Origin of the sequence: Aquidulcibacter paucihalophilus, from assembly GCF_002105465.1 — a bacterium.
Classification (GTDB): Bacteria; Pseudomonadota; Alphaproteobacteria; order Caulobacterales; family Aquidulcibacteraceae; genus Aquidulcibacter; species Aquidulcibacter paucihalophilus.
Genome location: NZ_NCSQ01000041.1, coordinates 40036 through 56941 on the forward strand (window position 1 = coordinate 40036; position 16906 = coordinate 56941).

Consider the following 16906-nt stretch of genomic DNA (forward strand, 5'->3'; position numbering starts at 1 on the left):
ACCCATCTTTCCCGTATTGCAAATTACACTGCCTCACTTCGCACAGAAAGGGAAGCGGGACTTGCTCCCTGATTCCACATTGGACAGGTCCGGTGGGTTACAGGTATCAAGCTTTAGCCCTTCGCAGCACAGATTCGGCAGCCGGACCCAGTATGAAGCCATTGTCTTATCAAACAGTGTTTGCCGCTTTGATCCGCATATTTCGAATGCAGCGGCTATATTTGGCACGCGGCGTGATCTTGCTGCTTCTCGCTGTCGGTTTGGCCGCAATCTCGGTTGATTGGCCTCCGGCTTGGACCAAGGAAAGTGCTGCCTTTACCCAAGCTCAGGCCCAGACGCGGGGGCTTCCACGCGTCAGTGCCATAACAACTACCCAAGCCGCCGAGGCGACGATTGTCAGCATTCGCCTCGATCAACCTGTCAAATACCGCTTCTTCGCCTTAACCACGCCATCGCCTCGCCTTGTTATTGATATGCCCAAGGTCACTTGGGGGTTGGGCAATGGTCGGGCGGGGACTTTGATCGGCGAAGGCGGGGTTTCACAAATCCGTTTTGCCGACAAATCCCAAACAGAATCACGCATCGTCTTGGACCTGTCAGGCCCGATGCGGATTCGCAAACATGAGATCGTGGGCGTATTAGGGGGGCGGCAATTACGCCTTGAATTGGTACCAACCAATCCCAAGACCTTTGCCACAACCGCGCCTGTTCCCAAGCCGCGCGTAGCTGAGAAGGTCAATAGCGTCCCCACGCCTATCCGGCCAAATGCTGCCGGGCGCCGCTTTGTGATCGTCATCGACCCCGGCCATGGTGGCAAAGATCCCGGCGCAACTGGGGTTTCTGGTCAGTTGTTTGAAAAAGAAGTGACACTCGCCAGCGCCATCTTGTTGCGCGACTATCTCCGCCGCGACCGCCGATTTGAAGTCATTTTGACCCGCGACACCGATGTGTTCTTGACCCTTGAGCGCCGCATTTTGATCGCACGGGACAAGCGCGCGGACCTGTTTATCTCCCTGCATGCAGACTCTGCGCCCCCCGGCTCACGGGCGGTTGGGGCCACGGTCTACACACTATCAGAGGCAGGCGGCCAGCGCGCGCGACAACTTCTCAATAATGACAATTGGTCCATCGCTCCGCCCAATCAGACGCAAGATAAGTCCGTCGTTGAGATATTACGGGATTTGACCCAGCGCGACACGAAGAACCAATCGGCTATTTTCGGTCAATCCCTGATCAGCGAGATCCGGAAAATAGGACCGGTGACGCAGACATCGCATCGCCGAGCAGGCTTCTTCGTCCTGCTCTCGCCCCGCGTTCCGGCGGTCTTGCTTGAGATGGGCTTTATGTCGCATCCCGAAGATGAAGCGCGCTTAGCTAATCCGCAATTCCGCAGCCGACAAATGGCTGCAACCGCAAAATCAATCAGTGCCTATTTTGACCGTGTTCAAGTGATCAGCGGCGGTGCTGGCAAATAGGAATGATGACATAGCAGTCTGCCCTCTTGAAGCCGCGTGCTTCAGCTTCAGCAGAACTGGGAAAGGGCGCTTTTATTGGCGCGCCAAGCAGGCCATACTAAGGACAAGATCAGGGGTAAAGCCAAACTGGGCAAGTGGCCCAATTGGTCCCTTACCCGATTGGGAAAGACCGAGCGACGATGCGAGTCTATTTGAAGATCATTGCTTTGACCGTTCTGGTCTCGATCGCCTTGGGCGTCATCGGCGCGGTCATTTTGGTCAATATGGCACTGCAAGGTCTGCCAGACCATCAAAAGCTTGCCAATTACCAACCTGCTGTTTCCAGCGTGATCTATTCTTCCGATGGTCGCCAGATTGGTCTGTTTGCACGGCAGAACCGATCTTATATCCCGATTGAGCAAGTCCCTGACCACGTTATCGGAGCCTTTATGGCTGCGGAGGATAAGGATTTTTACTCCCATTCGGGAGTAGATTTGATGGGTGTGGGCCGCGCTGTTTTATTCAATATCAGCAATTTGGGTGAGCGTCGGATGCAAGGGGCTTCCACCATCACTCAACAAGTGGCCGAAAACGTCTTGTTGTTAGATGATGCGCGCGGCTCAACCCTCGACAAAATCTTGTCCAAGGTTCGCGAAGCCTTGGTGTCTATCCGCATCGAAGAAGTTCTGACTAAAGACCAGATCATGGAAATCTACGTCAATCAGATTTTCTTGGGCTTTAGGTCATATGGCGTTCAAGCGGCGGCGCAGACTTATTTTGGCAAGGATGTGCGTGATCTGACCATTGCGCAGGCGGCTTATTTGGGGGCTTTGCCCAAGGGACCCAACAATTACAACCCCCTTCGCCACATGGACCGTGCTGTTGGTCGACGAAATTGGGTGATTGAACGCATGAAGGAGAATGGCTTCATCACAGCCCAGCAGGCGGCTGCTGCCCAAGCCGAACCCTTGACGGTCAATCCTAATCCACGTGGCAGTTGGACAGATCCTGAAGCAGGCGAATTCGTAGAGGAAGTTCGCCGCGACCTGATCCGTCGCTTTGGCAAGGATGCGCCGTATTCGCGCGGCTTTATCATTCGTTCGACTGTCGATCTGGATAAGCAGAAATATGCACGCGAGGCTCTATCGGCAAGCTTGAACCGGTTGGATCCGCGTCGCACTCGTGGCTTTACCGGCGCGGTCGGGATGATGAATGTGTCGGGGGACTGGTCTGCGCGGCTGGCAAAAGCGCGTTACTGGCGCCCAGATCCTCGCGCGGTTTTTGCGATTGTCTTGGATGAAGCCCAATCCTTTGGCCTGACCAACGGCAGCAAAGTGCCCATTCCAGAGGCCGATAAGGACTGGGCGCTGCGATCTGGCAAACCCTTGGTGGACGGCGGGTTGGTTTGGCTTGGTCGCCGGGATGACGGTACGTTCCAATTGCAACGCCATCAGGGCATCCAAGGTGCCTTGGTTTCGATTGATGTGCAGACAGGCGCTGTGATCGCCATGGCTGGCGGCATGGATGTTGAAGATTCCGGCTTTAACCGCGCTACCCAAGCCAAGCGTCAACCAGGTTCTTCGTTCAAACCCATCATTTATGCTGCAGCGCTCGAACAAGGGCTGACGCCTGAGACGAAGATTTCCGATGAGCGAATCCGTGGTGGTGGGTGGAGTCCAGAAAACGCCGACCGTAGATTTTATGGCGTGATGACTTTGCGCCAAGCTCTGGTGATGTCTCGTAACACGGTGACCGTCCGGATCGCGCGTCGGGTGGGCATGCGTCGGGTGGCTGATTATGCGCGCCGCTTCGGCGTTTATGATGATTTGCCCAATGACCTGACCATGGCATTGGGTGCGGGGGAAACCACAGTTCTGCGTCTTACCTCAGCCTTTGCGGTCTTCCCGAATGGCGGACGTTATATCCCACCGGTTTTTTATGACCGTTTGCAAGACCCACGTGGGCGCACCGTTTGGCGTTCCGATCGCCGCTCTTGCCCAGCGTGCGATAGTGAGCTCAATCTCGATGCAGGCCCGCCACAAATTGATCCCTGGGGTGTTCAAGTCGTCTCTCCTCGCACCGCTTGGGAAATGACTGGAATTTTGCGGGATGTGGTCTTGAAGGGTACAGGACGTGGCGTGGACTTTGGTCGTCCGGTGGCCGGCAAAACGGGGACAACCAGCGACTATAAGGATGCATGGTTCGTGGGCTTCTCCCCCTCAATCGCTACAGGCGTTTATGTCGGCTACGATTTGCCGCGCACCATTTATCAAGGGGCGTCGGGTGGCCCTGTGGCCGGTCCGATCTTTCGGCAATATATGATGAAGGCGCATGAAGGTCGTCCGGTGGAAGACTTTAATGCCTCACCCGAGGTCAAGCGCGAGATTGAAGCCGAAGAGCGGATGAACATTCTTGCGGAGTTGCAAACCAATCCAGCTGGGGCGGCAGCTACCTTGGCGCAAATGCGCAGTGGCAGAACCGATGCACCCCGTGTCGATACCCGACCTGGAAGTTCAATCGTGATTGACGACACCCCAACACCGCGCCCGGCTTCAACTCCGAAGACGGCCCCAAAGACGGCTCCTGTGGCCACACCTGCGCCCGCATCGACTGCGGCACCAAAAGCCGAAAAAGAAGGCTGACGACGCAAACTGATACCCCATTTTGGACCGGTCTGGACCTTCAGGCCGGCCTTGCTTATGTCCGCACCCTGCGAGAATTGATTTTGGAGAGACCTTATGCGCGCCGAACTTGAAGCGCTCAGTCGTGATATCAGCAAGTCTGTGGCGCTGCTGCGCCGGCGGCTCGACTGGGATGTTGCCCTTCGCCGTTTGGACGAACTCGACGCGCTGAGCGAGCGACCGGATCTGTGGAATAATCCCCAAGAAGCCCAAGGCTTAATGCGCGAGCGAAACCGTATTCAGGCCTCCGTCGATGCCGTTCGACAATTAGAGCGCGATCTGTCCGATCATGTTGAACTTGCCGAAATGGCGGAGGCCGAGGGCGATGAGGACATGATTGAGGAGGCGCGCAAAGGGCTTGTGGATGCCAAAACCCGCGCCGACCGTGCGGAATTAGAGGCGCTTTTGTCCGGCGAAGCCGATGGCAATGATGCCTATCTGGAAATCAACGCGGGGGCAGGGGGCACCGAAAGTCAGGATTGGGCCAGCATCTTGCGCCGCATGTATGTGCGCTGGGCGCAATCGCGTGGCATGAGTGTCGAGGAAATTGAAGAAAGCGTGGGTGAAGAAGCCGGGATCAAATCCTCAACCCTTTTGATCAAAGGCGAGAATGCCTTTGGCTGGCTGAAGACAGAATCGGGCGTGCATCGTTTGGTGCGTATTTCTCCGTTCGACAGCGCGGCCAAGCGCCATACCAGCTTCTCCAGCGTCTGGGTCTATCCCGTTGTCGACGATGCGATTGTGATAGATATCCAAGAAAAAGATGTCCGCATTGATACCTATCGTGCCTCTGGCGCGGGTGGTCAGCACATCAACAAGACCGATTCCGCTGTTCGGATCACCCACTTGCCGACCGGCATTGCGTGTGCTTCCCAGCAAGAGCGCAGCCAGCATAAGAACCGCGAAATCGCTTGGAAAATGCTGCGTGCCCGTCTGTATGAGATGGAATTGCAGAAGCGTGAGGCAGCGGCCAATGCCTTGGAAGACCAAAAGACCGATATTGGCTGGGGTCATCAAATTCGCTCCTATGTGCTGCAGCCCTATCAGATGGTGAAGGATCTTCGCACAGGTGCAGAGACGTCGGATACATCTGGCGTTCTCGACGGCGATCTGGATATGTTTATGGCCGCCTCACTGGCCCAGCGCGTCGGGGTCGCGACCGACCCAGATCAAGAATAGACGGCCATGTTGGCGGCGATTCCGCCAGACTTACCTATTGTCGCTGTGCTGGACCAACTCTTAAAGGTCCTGCAGTCCCAAACTTCTGCGGTGCTGGTTGCCCCGCCCGGTGCAGGTAAGACTACCTCTGTTCCTTTAGCTTTGCTGGGGCAGTCCTGGGCAGAGGGCAAGAAGATTGTGATGCTGGCCCCACGGCGTTTAGCAGCACGGGCAGCCGCCGCCCGTATGGCTGATTTGCTGGGCGAGGCTGTGGGCGAAACTGTGGGCTATCAGGTACGCCTCGACAAAAAAATTGGCCCGCGCACCCGGATTGAAGTCATCACCGAGGGCATGCTTACCCGCCGCATGTTGGTGGACCCGGAGTTGAGCGATGTTGCCGCTCTCATTTTCGATGAAGTCCATGAACGAAGCTTAGAGGGGGATTTGGGTCTTGCGCTCGCCCTCGATATTCAGGCAGGTCTGCGCGAAGACTTGCGCTTAATCGCCATGTCCGCCACGGTGGAAGGTGGGCAATTGGCCGCCCGATTGGGGGGAGCTCAACTGATTGAAAGTGCGGGTCGGCTTTATCCGATTGAGACTTTCTATATGGGCCGCACGCAAGACCTGCCCATTGAAATCCAAGCCGCCAATTGTGCCTTGAAGGCCTTGTCGCAGGGGCCGGGCGATGTGTTGGTTTTCTTGCCCGGTACGGCCGAGATCAATCGCGCCTATGAGGCCATCACGACCAAAGCTTTGGCTAAATCCTGCACCGTTATCGCCTTGCACGGTTCTTTAAGCCCGGACGAACAAGATCAAGCGCTGCGTCCACTTGCAGGCGACCGCCGCAAAATCATTCTTTCCACCGCAATTGCCGAGACCAGCCTTACCATAGAGGGCGTCCGCATGGTTGTGGATGCGGGCCTCACGCGCAGGCCGGCCTTTGAGCCTGACAGCGGCCTGACCCGATTGGTTACCGTGCGCGCCAGCAAGGCTGCATGCGATCAGCGCCGGGGGCGGGCAGGGCGCACCGCACCCGGACATTGTTATCGATTATGGGAAGAAGCTGAGATGGGCGCTTTCCCAGCCTATGACCGTCCGGAGATATTGGAAGCCGATTTAGCCCCGTTGGTGCTGACCTTATCATCTTTTGGTGTGTCTGATCCTGCTAGCCTAAAGTGGCTGGATCCACCTCCTGTACCCGCCCTGCAGGAAGCCAGAAAGCTTTTGGTCGATTTGGGTGCCATAGCTTCTGAAGCGGGACAGGCCCCACGTTTGACACCCCATGGCAAGCACTTGGTCGGGTTTGGTTTGCCGCCGCGCTTGGCCCATATGATTGTGCGCGCGGCAGAGCTTGGTTTTGGCACGACCGCCGCCCATTTGGCAGCTTTGTTGAGTGAGCGTGGGTTAGGTGGCCCATCGCCTGATCTGGAACAGCGCCTTTTGTCCTTTGCCCGCGACCGCTCGCCACGGGCGGCGAAGGCGCGCGCTCAAGCACAAGGCTGGGCACAACAGGTTGGTGCCCGGGAATCCCCGGTTATCGAACTTGTCGGGCGGGCTTTAGCGCTGGCTTTTCCAGAGCGCGTTGCAAAGGCGCGTGATCGCCGCGGTGGCTTCCTTTTGGTCAATGGCAGCGGCGGTGAATTGCCAACCCAAGAGGCCCTCGCCACGGCCGAATTTCTCGCCATTGGGGCCCTGCAGGGAAAGGCTGCCAATGCGCGGATTGGCGAAGCTGCTCGCCTGGAGAAGGCCGATATTGAAGCGCTTTTTGCCAAAGAGATTGAGACCCGCACCGTGACCCAATTTGACCGGACGAAAGGGGTGATTCAGGGCCGCCACCAGCGCCGGCTTGGTGCGCTGATCTTGGAGGAACGCCCAGTCGCCTTAACCTCCGACCAGATTGAAACAGGCCTTCTAGAGGCTGTCCGAAGCTTTGGTATCGACAAGCTTAGCTGGTCGGATCGCGCCAAGTCTTTTGTTGAGCGTTTCAGGTGGCTTTATGCGCGCGATCCAGAGCGTTGGCCACAAGGAAAGCCCGGTGCGTTAGAGGCAGCCTTGGACGATTGGTTGGCCCCTGCCTTGATCGGGGCGCGCAGCTTGGCGGATGTCGATGTCGCTCAAGCGCTGGAAAATTTTTTGTCGTGGCCTGAACGCCAAGCCATGAACGAAGCCGCCCCAACCCATTTTGTCACCCCGCTGGAGACACGGTACGCAATCGATTATGCCGCCGAACAAGGCCCAACAATTGAGGTTCGCGTTCAGGAATTGTTTGGGCTTGCCCAACATCCCATGCTGGCAGGCGGGCAGGTGGCTTTGGTGTTTCAATTGCTGTCACCCGCCCACCGCCCAATTGCAGTGACGTCTGATTTGCCCGAATTCTGGAAAGTTGGTTGGCATGATGTGCGCAAAGATATGAAGGCGCGCTATCCCCGCCATGTCTGGCCAGATGATCCCGCGACTGCGCAACCCACGGCGCGAGCAAAACCGCGCTCTTGACCTTCGCGGCGGGCCGCGTGAGGAAGAGGCATGACCTTACCGACTTTTGTAGATGTGCTCGAAGCAGATCGCCGCATCCGCCCGCTCGCCTTGGTAACCCCTTTGATGCGCGCGGATGCGCTTGATCAGGCCACTGGTGGTCAGATTTTCGTCAAGGCCGACTGTTTGCAACCGCGCGGGGCGTTCAAAATCCGTGGCGCGGCCAATGCCATGTTGAAAATCCCGGTGGAGGATCGCGCCAAAGGCGTTGTTGCTTTCTCCTCAGGCAATCACGCCCAAGGCATTGCTTATGTCGCCAAGCATTTGGGCATGTCGGCCACCATCGTGGTGCCATCGGACGCGCCCAAGGGTAAGCTTGAGTCGGTTGAGGCCGATGGCGGCAAGATCGTGACCTATGACCGCGTGCTGGAAAGTCGCGAGGCAATTGGCGCGGCTATCGCCGCACAAACAGGGGCGACCCTAATTCCGCCATTTGACCATCGCGATGTCATTGCTGGCCAAGGAACGTGTGGCCTTGAAATCATAAATCAAGTCAGAGAATTAGGGCTAGATCTTGATGTATTGGTCAGCTGCGCCAGTGGCGGTGGATTGGCAGCTGGCATCGGCCTTGCCTTGGAAGCTTTGTCGCCCAAGACTCAGCTTATCGGGGCAGAACCGGTCTCCCATGATGATCTGACACGCTCGCTAGTTCTGGGGCAACGTGTGGCCAATGAGCCGGGCACGCGCACCATCCAAGATGCCTTGATGACGCAAATTCCTGGCGAATTGACCTTTCCAATCCTTGCCCGCATTGGAACCAAGGGCGTTGCTGTCAGCGATGACGAAGTGCTTCATGCGATGGCTTTTGCCTTCAAGTTTTTACGCCTTGTTTTGGAGCCAGGCGGGGCTGCCGCATTGGCGGCTGTCCTGTCAGGCAAAGTGGCGGCTAAGGGCCAAGTTATTGCCGTTACCGGCAGCGGTGGAAACGTCGACCCGGAGATTTTCATGCGTGCCTTAGCCATACGCGTTTAAACCGTCTCTGCTTAATTGGTGGCCGACGCCTGATCCGCACGAAACTGGCGGGCACCCGTGGCAGCAATCAGGGTTGCAAGGATCAAGCAAAGAGCTGCCAAGCTCAAGGCCAGACCCGGCAGACTCGGGTCCCGGATCGGGGCGATCGACCAAGCAAAAATCGCGGTGAAAACAAGTGGACCAACCATGCTGGTTGCAGCTTGCACCATACCCACTGCGCCTTGCAGGCGGCCTTGTTCGTCAGGCCCAATCTGGCGGGTCAACAAGGATTGGATGGCCGCGCCATAAATGCCTGCCAGGGAGGCAATCGGGACAGAGGCCCACAAAACATATTGATTGGGTGCCCAAGCATAAAGCCCATAGCCAAGCGCGCCCAAACTCAGGCCCAGAATCAAGGTTGAAACCTCACCAATGCGCCGGATGATGGGGCCAACGAGCCCCGCTTGCACAATCATCGAGCTTAGGCCGACTAAGCCCAAGGTCAGGCCCGCGACATCCGATTCCCAACCATAACGATAAAAGCCATAGAGGACGAAGGTGGAGGGATAGACGACTTGAGCGAAATCGCACAGGCCGCGAATAAGGGTCAATCTTAGGATTTTCGGGTTTGATCCAAGAAATTGGATCGAGCCAATCGGGCTTGCTGTCGTCCATCGAAATGGTCGACGATTTTCTGGTTTCAAGGATTCCTTCAGCATGATGAGGCCGAAAAATCCATTCAGCGCACAAAGTCCGGCGGCCACAAAGAAGGGCAAGCGCAAGTTAATGCCGCCAAGATAGCCACCAATGGCCGGTCCTAAAATGAAACCCAGACCAAAGGCTGCCCCTAAGAGTCCAAATTTTTGCGCCCGCGTCTCTTTCGGCTCTGTATCGGCCACATAGGCATTGGCGGTTGACCCGACAGCACTGACAATGCCCGACAAAATGCGCGACAGCAGCAAAAGCCAAAAGCCGGGCGCAAAGGCGGTCATTAAATTTGACAGGGCTTGACCAAAGTTTGAGATGAGCAGGATGGGCTTTCGCCCGATCTGATCAGACAAAGCCCCCATGATCGGCATGCTGATAAACTGCATAAGCGCCCAGAAAAAGCCGAACACCCCAATCATGTGGGCCGCTTCGCCAACATCGCCACCGGTCATTTCCTTCAGGAAATTCGGAAGAACCGGAACGATTAACCCCAGTGCCAACATGTCCAAGGTAATTGTAATGAAAACAAAGACAAAGCCGGAAGAATCCCGCTTTTCAGGCTGTGCATCACGGTGGGAAGGTATAGTCATAGAGCTTTCTGACAGAAATTTCGCGCAGCGACCATAGGTGATGCATAAAAAAGCGTCATGCATCTATTGTATGCAGTGCCTGTGCATGACAGAGGAAATAGGTTCTGCTAACCTAGGGTCAGTTAGAGTTTTTGTTGGAATCGCGGTTACATCAATTTTAAGTGAAAAATTCGAACCGGTTAAGCATTAGTCGTCCATTCGGAAGTTGAAAGCACGAGGTTGAATTCGTTTTACTGGAGCATCTTATGAAAGAAGTCGCACAGTCGCTTGCTTTATGGATTATTTTGGCCAGCCTTGTAATGTTTGTTTCACGGACAGAGGCACAAAGCAGCTATTCGCAAGAAGCAAGCGCGTGTTCACAAGGCCGAAACCTAACCGATATTAGCACCTATCTTTGCCGTTAGAGTGGGCGTAGACAAAATTTGGGATGCTAAAACAAGCTAAGGTTAGTGTATGGGGTTCCGTAGGCTTTTCTGGACTTTTCCATTCTCCATTGCCTGCTTCCAAAATGTGCTGAGACAAGATACTCGGCGTCACGGGGCAGGGGGATAGAATTTTTGATTTCTTGTCTCCGTGCTGCAAGACTCTGCCAGCAAAGGGCGGCCTAACTGGCCTCTATCCTTGCTCTTGCGCGCTTGAGCCGTTAGCGACAAGTTGACAATAAGGACCTTCAACCCATGGCAGTAGACGCAAATACTGTGCGGCGTGTCGCCCGATTGGCGCGCATCCACGAACCAGACTCCCGCCTCGAAAGCTTGGCTGGCGAATTGAACACCATCCTTGGCTGGATTGAGATGCTCAATGAAGTCGATGTGGAAGGTGTGGAGCCCATGACCAGTGCGGTTGAGACGACCTTGCCCTTGCGCGATGATGCCGTGACTGATGGTGGCAACACCCAAAAAATCGTTGCGAATGCCCCCAAAAGCGCCGATGGCTTCTTTGTCGTTCCAAAGGTGGTTGAATAATGACCCAATTGACTGAACTGACTCTCGCCGCAGCCCGCGATGGCTTGGCGTCGAAGGCCTTTTCCGCCGTTGAACTGGCGACCGCTTTCAATAGCGCGATCGAAGCAGCCAACCCTCAGCTCAATGCCTATGTGGTTACGACACCCGAGAAGGCGTTAGAAATGGCTGCCGCATCCGATGCACGTTTGAAGGATGGCAGTGCGGGTCGCTTGGAAGGCATCCCGCTGGGCATCAAGGATTTGTTTTGTACCGAAGGCGTGCGGGCGACCGCCTGTTCCAATATTCTGGGAGAGTTCAAGCCCACCTATGAAAGCACCGTCACCAGTCAATTGTGGCGCGATGGCGCGGTGATGTTGGGCAAGCTCAATATGGATGAGTTCGCTATGGGCTCGTCAAACGAAACCAGCCGCTTTGGCCCTGTGGTCAATCCGTGGAAGCGCCAAGACGGGGCCAATGCGTCTTTGACGCCGGGTGGCTCTTCGGGTGGCTCGGCTGCAGCCGTGGCGGCAGACTTGTGCTTAGGGGCAACGGCAACCGACACGGGCGGCTCCATCCGTCAGCCCGCTGCTTTCACTGGCACCGTTGGGATCAAGCCAACCTATGGCCGGGCTAGCCGCTTTGGTATTGTGGCGTTTGCTAGTTCGCTCGATCAGGCAGGGCCTATTGCCAAAACGGTATTGGACAGCGCGATCCTGCTTCAATCCATGTGCGGCCATGACCCGAAGGATTCCACCAGCCTCCAAGTGCCGGTACCAGACTTTGCTGCCGCTGTTGCCCGTGGGGTGAAGGGGCTAAAGATCGGTGTTCCAAAGGAATATCGCGTCGATGGCATGCCCGAAGCGATAGAGAAATTGTGGAGCGACGGGATTGCTTGGCTGAAAGATGCCGGGGCTGAGATCGTCGATGTCTCGTTGCCGCACACCAAATATGCCTTGCCGTGCTACTATATCGTGGCTCCTGCCGAAGCTTCCTCCAACCTTGCCCGCTATGACGGCATGCGCTTTGGCGCGCGGGTGGAAGGCGAGACTTTGACCCAAGTCTATGAACAAAGCCGCGCCCAAGGGTTTGGCGATGAAGTGAAGCGGCGCATCCTGATCGGCACCTATGTGCTCTCGGCTGGCTATTATGATGCCTATTATCTGCGCGCCCAACGGGTTCGCACAAAGATTGCCGAAGACTTCCGCCTGGCTTGGCAAAAGTGCGATGCCCTTTTGACCCCAACCGCACCTTCTGCAGCCTTCGGCTTGGGCGAGAAGAGTGACGATCCCATCCAAATGTATCTCAATGACGTTTTCACCGTGACGGCCAATCTTGCGGGCCTGCCTGGTATTTCCGTGCCAGCAGCCCTCGATTCCCAAGGTCTGCCCTTGGGTCTGCAAGTCATTGGGAGGGCTTTGGATGAAGAGACGGTGTTTGCCGTCGCAGGCGTTCTTGAAGCGCAATCAGGTTACACCGCCAAGGCTAAAGTGTGGTGGTAAATCCTGAGACAAGCCTCTAAGCTCGGGGAGAGTTTCGAGGTTTGATTCAGGAGGGTCCGCGCATGGAAACCGATTATCTGATTGTTGGGGCAGGGGCGGTTGGCCTTGCGTTTGCGGACACGTTGCTGGACCAAACCAACGCCCACATCACGATTGTAGATCGCCATGGCAAGCCCGGTGGCCATTGGAATGATGCCTATAGTTTTGTTACCTTACACCAGCCTTCAGCCTTTTATGGCGTGAATTCGATGCCGCTGGGTCAAGATCGCATTGATCAAACCGGCATTAATCAAGGCCTGTATGAGTTAGCATCGGGTCCAGAAGTCAGCGGTTACTTCGAGAAAGTCATGAATCAACGCCTGCTGGCCAGTGGGCGTGTTAGCTATTTTCCCATGTCAAACTATTTGGGTGACGGTCGGTTTGTATCCCTGCTTTCAGGCAAGGAGACAGAGGTTCATATCCGCAAGAAAACAGTTGATGCCACTTATTTCAAAACCACTGTTCCCTCCACGCATACGCCAAAGTTTGTGGTGGAGCCGGGCGTCGACTTTGTGCCCTTAAACGAGCTGCCGCATTTGTGGAAGCGCAGCCAAGGCATGCCCAAGCATTTCGTGATCGTTGGGGCCGGCAAGACGGGGATGGATGCTGCTTGCTGGCTATTGGCCTCGGGTGCGGACCCAGACTCCATCAGCTGGATTATGCCGCGTGATTCCTGGTTACTTAACCGGCGCAAAACCCAACCCGGAATCGACTTCTTCGACGAAACCATCGCCGGCCAAGCCGATATGATGGAGGCCTGTGCCTTGGCCAGCGATGTCGATGATTTGTTTGACCGCTTGGAAGCTTGCGGTGTGATGCTGCGGATTGACCCGCATGTGCGGCCAACCGTCCATCGGTATGCCACGGTCTCAACCGGCGAAGTTGCGCAATTGGCCCGCATCAAAAACGTGATCCGCAAAGGCCGGGTGAGTACGATCAGCCCGACCAAAGTGGTGCTGGATGGCGGGGAAGCGCACTTTGGCAAGGATACGCTCTTTATCGATTGCTCTGCCTCGGCGGTGGAGGATCGCCCCGCGGTGCCCGTCTATCAGGGCGACTTGATTGTGCCGCAAATGATCCGCATCCCGCAGCCCGCCTTTAGCGCGGCGCTGGCAGCTTATGTGGAGGCCAATTATGAGGATGATGCGACCAAGAATGGCCTGTGTGGTTCGGTTCCCTTGCCCCGTACCTTGGACATGTATCCCCGAGCTGTCCTTGGCAATATGATGAACCAGATGGCTTGGGGTCAAGACCCCAAATTGCGCGATTGGATCCGCGAGTCACGGCTGGATGGGTTTGGCAAAGTCATTGCCGCCATCAGTCCCGAGGACAGCGCGCGTATGGCGGTTTTGAAGAAGTTTCGAAAGTTCGCCATGCCTGCGGCAGCCAACCTCACCAAATTGATCCCCCCATCTTGAAATAGAGCCAACCCCGCGCCAGAGTGGGTCAATACAAAATGAACAAATAAGATTTGGGAGACAGCGCGATGATTGGAATTACGGCTTTTGGTTCCTATGTGCCGCGCTTACGTTTACAAAAGAAGGCCATGGCCCAGACCAATGCGTGGCTGGCGCCTAATCTGATGGGCAAGGCCAAGGGCGAGCGCGCCCTTGGCAATTGGGACGAGGATGCGATTACCTTTGCGGTAGAAGCCGCCCGCGATGCCTTGGGCCCAGAGGATGACCGCTCTCACATCAAGGCGCTTTACTTTGCCTCGACTACCGCACCCTTCGCCGATCGTTTGAATGCCGGCATTGTCCAAGCTGCCCTAACGCTGGAGCCCGAGATCCAGGCCGCTGATATCTCTGGGACACAAAAGGCCGGCGTGACGGCTTTGGCGCAAGCCTTATGCGTGGCAAGTGGGGCACCCGATGGGGCAAATCCCTCTCTTCTCGTGGCGGCAGGGGATCGGCGTGTACCTAAGGCGGTCTCTGCGCAAGAGTTTGACTATGGCGATGGTGGGGCTGCCATGGTGGTGGGGCGTCAGAATGTGCTGGCCGAATGGCTTGGCGGGGCGGCGAGCACTCTTGATTTCGTCGATCATTTTCGCGGGGCCGATGAAGCCTTTGACTATCAGTGGGAAGAACGCTGGATACGTGACGAAGGTTATATGAAGATTGTCCCACCTGTCCTCAAGCGGGCTTTAGCGAGCGCAGGATTAGAGGCCGCCGCTGTCGATCACTTTATTCTGCCGTCGACCTTTAAGGGCATTGCTGAAAGCATCGCCAAAAAGATGGGCATGAAGCCAGAAGCTGTGTCCGACAATTTGGGGACAATCGTCGGCGAGACAGGATGCGCCCATGCCCTTTTGATGCTGGCCGGTGTTCTTGAAAAGGCCCAAGCTGGGCAGACGATTTTGGTGGCGCAATTTGGCCAAGGCTGTGAAGCGCTGGTCTTTAAAGTCACAGATGCGATCACCCGGTTTAAGCCCCGTACCGGCCTTTCAGGCTGGCTTGCCAATCGCAAGGAAGAGTCCAGCTATATGAAATATCTGGTTTTTAATGGGCTGGTGGAATGGGATAAGGGCATGCGGGCAGAGAAGGATAACAAAACCGCTCTCACCACGCTCTACCGCTATAATGACGGCATTTTAGGCCTTGTTGGGGGGCGCTGTCAGGTCACCGGCACCGTCCAATATCCGCGCACCCGCATCTCGGTTGCCCCCAATTCACCCCAAGTCGATAGCCAAGAGCCTTACAAATTTGCCGAACGCGCTGCCAAAGTGCTGACCTATTCGGCCGATTATCTAACCTATTCGATGAACCCGCCCAATCATTACGGCCAGATCGATTTTGAGGGTGGCGGGCGGATTTTCATGGACATTGCCGATGTGGAACCCGGCGAGATTGATAGCAGCACGCCTGTGCGCATGGCGTTTCGTGTGAAAGAATGGGATGATCGGCGCGGCTTCACCCGTTACTTCTGGAAGGCTGTTCCAGTTCGCTAGGCGCTAGTTGGGGGCCGGAGCAGGGGCTGGAATCGGTTCGGTGAACCCGAACACTTCAGCATTGTCAGGCATGGCCCCGTAATTGGCATTTTTACATCCAGACTCTGTTGTCTTCTTGTCGCGGACCTGCCACTGCACAATCCAGCTGGTGTTGCCGACCTTCGGGAAGATTTTATTGCCGCCAAGCCCGGTCAAGACTTCAGTCTTGAGCACAGCTTCAGGATTGGCGCTGGGCCGGTATGAGAGCAGCACGTCTTGGTCACATTGATAGGGATTGCGCCAAGACACCACCAATTGCTTGCCGCGATCAACTTTGAATTCTTGGGTCGTCTCAGCGGGAATTTTGATCTTTCGGCTGGCGTTCAGCGGCTCTGGCAAATAGATGCCTTTCGAGGGCGAACCTGGATGGGGGCGCGACCATTCAATCGTGAAAAAGGCTTTGCCGATGAGATAGATAAACGCAATCACCAACCCAAGGGCAACCCGGCCAGCGGTTTCGCTGGGGTGTGGCGCTTCCGCGCGATGGAAGTCAACGCGCCTGATCCTGATTTGAGCCTTTACATCATAATTTGACACAAATAACCTCTTAAGTGGATCAACTATAGGTTTGACCGTCAAGTGTGACAAGGCTTGGGTATGTGCGCTTATGTTGTGACCACTATGCGGTAATCTTGGTGCCTCGCCGAAGCGAGGCGGGTTGAAGCGGCGTTACACCCCTACGATGTCATTGCCGCCGAAACGACGTAGAGAGTGGGGGCCTTGTGGGACTCTCCGGTTCTAGGTCTAGGCCTCGAGTGCCCCGATTGAGAATGGTATCGCGGATAGCTGCTTTGTTCTAGAAGGCTTTGGTGCAGGCCCTGCCTGCCCCAAAGGCCAAATTCGATTGTTCGCGGGCGATTGGACGGGTCAAGTCCGCTTTGCGCCATTGACGCGCGTTTGGTTCTTTGGAACCAAGTTGCGCGTTTAAATCAAGAAATTAGGTCCACCTCCTTTCAAAAGAGGAGGTGGACCTAGGGCGGCAGATTTCCGAAGGAAATCTGGACTTGACGCGACCCATCGCCCAATCACGCTAGAAGAAGCGGTTTGGTGGGCCGGAAGGATCACCAAAGCGCGTCCAGATAAAAAACCTAACCAAAACCACTGTCGTCCCCGCCGAAGCGAAGCGCAGAGCGGGGACCCCGTTACGCAGATGCACACATGGGGAAAATGATCCCGGATCGGCTCACGCCGTCCGGGATGACAGCGTTAAGGGGGCGGTCCTCACACCAGCACCAACACCTTGATCCCCGCGTGGGAAACCACCGGGGGTTTGCCTTGTGCTTGGCTGAAGCAAGCAGAGGGGCCGGGGCGCATGATGTGCGCCACTTAAAGTGGGCCAGATTAACGGACTGGCCCGAATAAGA

11 protein-coding genes are annotated in these 16906 nt (G+C 56.0%); 9 read left to right on the top strand and 2 right to left on the bottom strand.

Annotation, left to right across the window (positions count from 1 at the left end):
- Positions 1–152: 152 nt before the first annotated feature.
- The 5 genes from B7364_RS04020 (at position 153) to B7364_RS04040 (ending at position 8797) form a co-directional block, all read left to right on the top strand.
- Positions 153–1475, top strand: a complete 1323-nt coding sequence (locus B7364_RS04020; protein WP_085338653.1) for an N-acetylmuramoyl-L-alanine amidase — start codon at positions 153–155, stop codon at positions 1473–1475.
- A gap of 179 nt (positions 1476–1654) precedes the next feature.
- Complete coding sequence (locus B7364_RS04025; RefSeq protein WP_085338654.1) at positions 1655–4096, top strand: penicillin-binding protein 1A; 2442 nt, start codon at positions 1655–1657, stop codon at positions 4094–4096.
- A 96-nt stretch (positions 4097–4192) separates the two neighbouring features.
- Positions 4193–5314 (top strand): peptide chain release factor 2, encoded by a 1122-nt coding sequence (prfB, locus tag B7364_RS04030; protein WP_085338655.1) that lies wholly within the window; start codon positions 4193–4195, stop codon positions 5312–5314.
- 6 nt (positions 5315–5320) lie between these two features.
- Positions 5321–7786 (top strand): ATP-dependent helicase HrpB, encoded by a 2466-nt coding sequence (gene hrpB, locus B7364_RS04035; RefSeq protein ID WP_085338656.1) that lies wholly within the window; start codon positions 5321–5323, stop codon positions 7784–7786.
- 30 nt (positions 7787–7816) lie between these two features.
- Positions 7817–8797 carry a threonine ammonia-lyase gene (locus B7364_RS04040; protein ID WP_085338657.1) on the top strand — a complete coding sequence of 327 codons (981 nt, stop codon included), beginning with the start codon at positions 7817–7819 and terminating at the stop codon, positions 8795–8797.
- An 11-nt stretch (positions 8798–8808) separates the two neighbouring features.
- On the opposite strand, the gene B7364_RS04045 is transcribed toward B7364_RS04040, so the two are convergent.
- Positions 8809–10074 (bottom strand): TCR/Tet family MFS transporter, encoded by a 1266-nt coding sequence (locus B7364_RS04045; protein ID WP_157893473.1) that lies wholly within the window; start codon positions 10072–10074, stop codon positions 8809–8811.
- Between the two features lie 677 nt (positions 10075–10751).
- Between B7364_RS04045 and gatC the strand changes: the two genes are divergently transcribed.
- From gatC to B7364_RS04065, 4 genes are all read left to right on the top strand, one after another.
- A complete protein-coding gene (gene gatC / locus B7364_RS04050; RefSeq protein ID WP_085338659.1) occupies positions 10752–11039 on the top strand; it encodes an Asp-tRNA(Asn)/Glu-tRNA(Gln) amidotransferase subunit GatC in 288 nt (95 codons plus the stop codon).
- Positions 11039–12517 carry an Asp-tRNA(Asn)/Glu-tRNA(Gln) amidotransferase subunit GatA gene (gatA, locus tag B7364_RS04055; RefSeq protein WP_085338660.1) on the top strand — a complete coding sequence of 493 codons (1479 nt, stop codon included), beginning with the start codon at positions 11039–11041 and terminating at the stop codon, positions 12515–12517. Before gatC ends, gatA begins: the two co-directional genes overlap by 1 nt.
- Before the next feature lie 62 nt (positions 12518–12579).
- Positions 12580–13974 carry an NAD(P)-binding protein gene (locus B7364_RS04060; RefSeq protein ID WP_085338661.1) on the top strand — a complete coding sequence of 465 codons (1395 nt, stop codon included), beginning with the start codon at positions 12580–12582 and terminating at the stop codon, positions 13972–13974.
- Positions 13975–14042: 68 nt separating this feature from the next.
- Complete coding sequence (locus B7364_RS04065) at positions 14043–15503, top strand: hydroxymethylglutaryl-CoA synthase family protein (protein ID WP_085338662.1); 1461 nt, start codon at positions 14043–14045, stop codon at positions 15501–15503.
- Between the two features lie 3 nt (positions 15504–15506).
- Here B7364_RS04065 and B7364_RS04070 read toward each other — a convergent pair whose 3' ends face one another.
- Positions 15507–16079: a hypothetical protein gene (locus B7364_RS04070; protein WP_085338663.1), complete on the bottom strand. Its 573-nt coding sequence runs from the start codon at positions 16077–16079 to the stop codon at positions 15507–15509.
- Between the last annotated feature and the right edge of the window lie 827 nt (positions 16080–16906).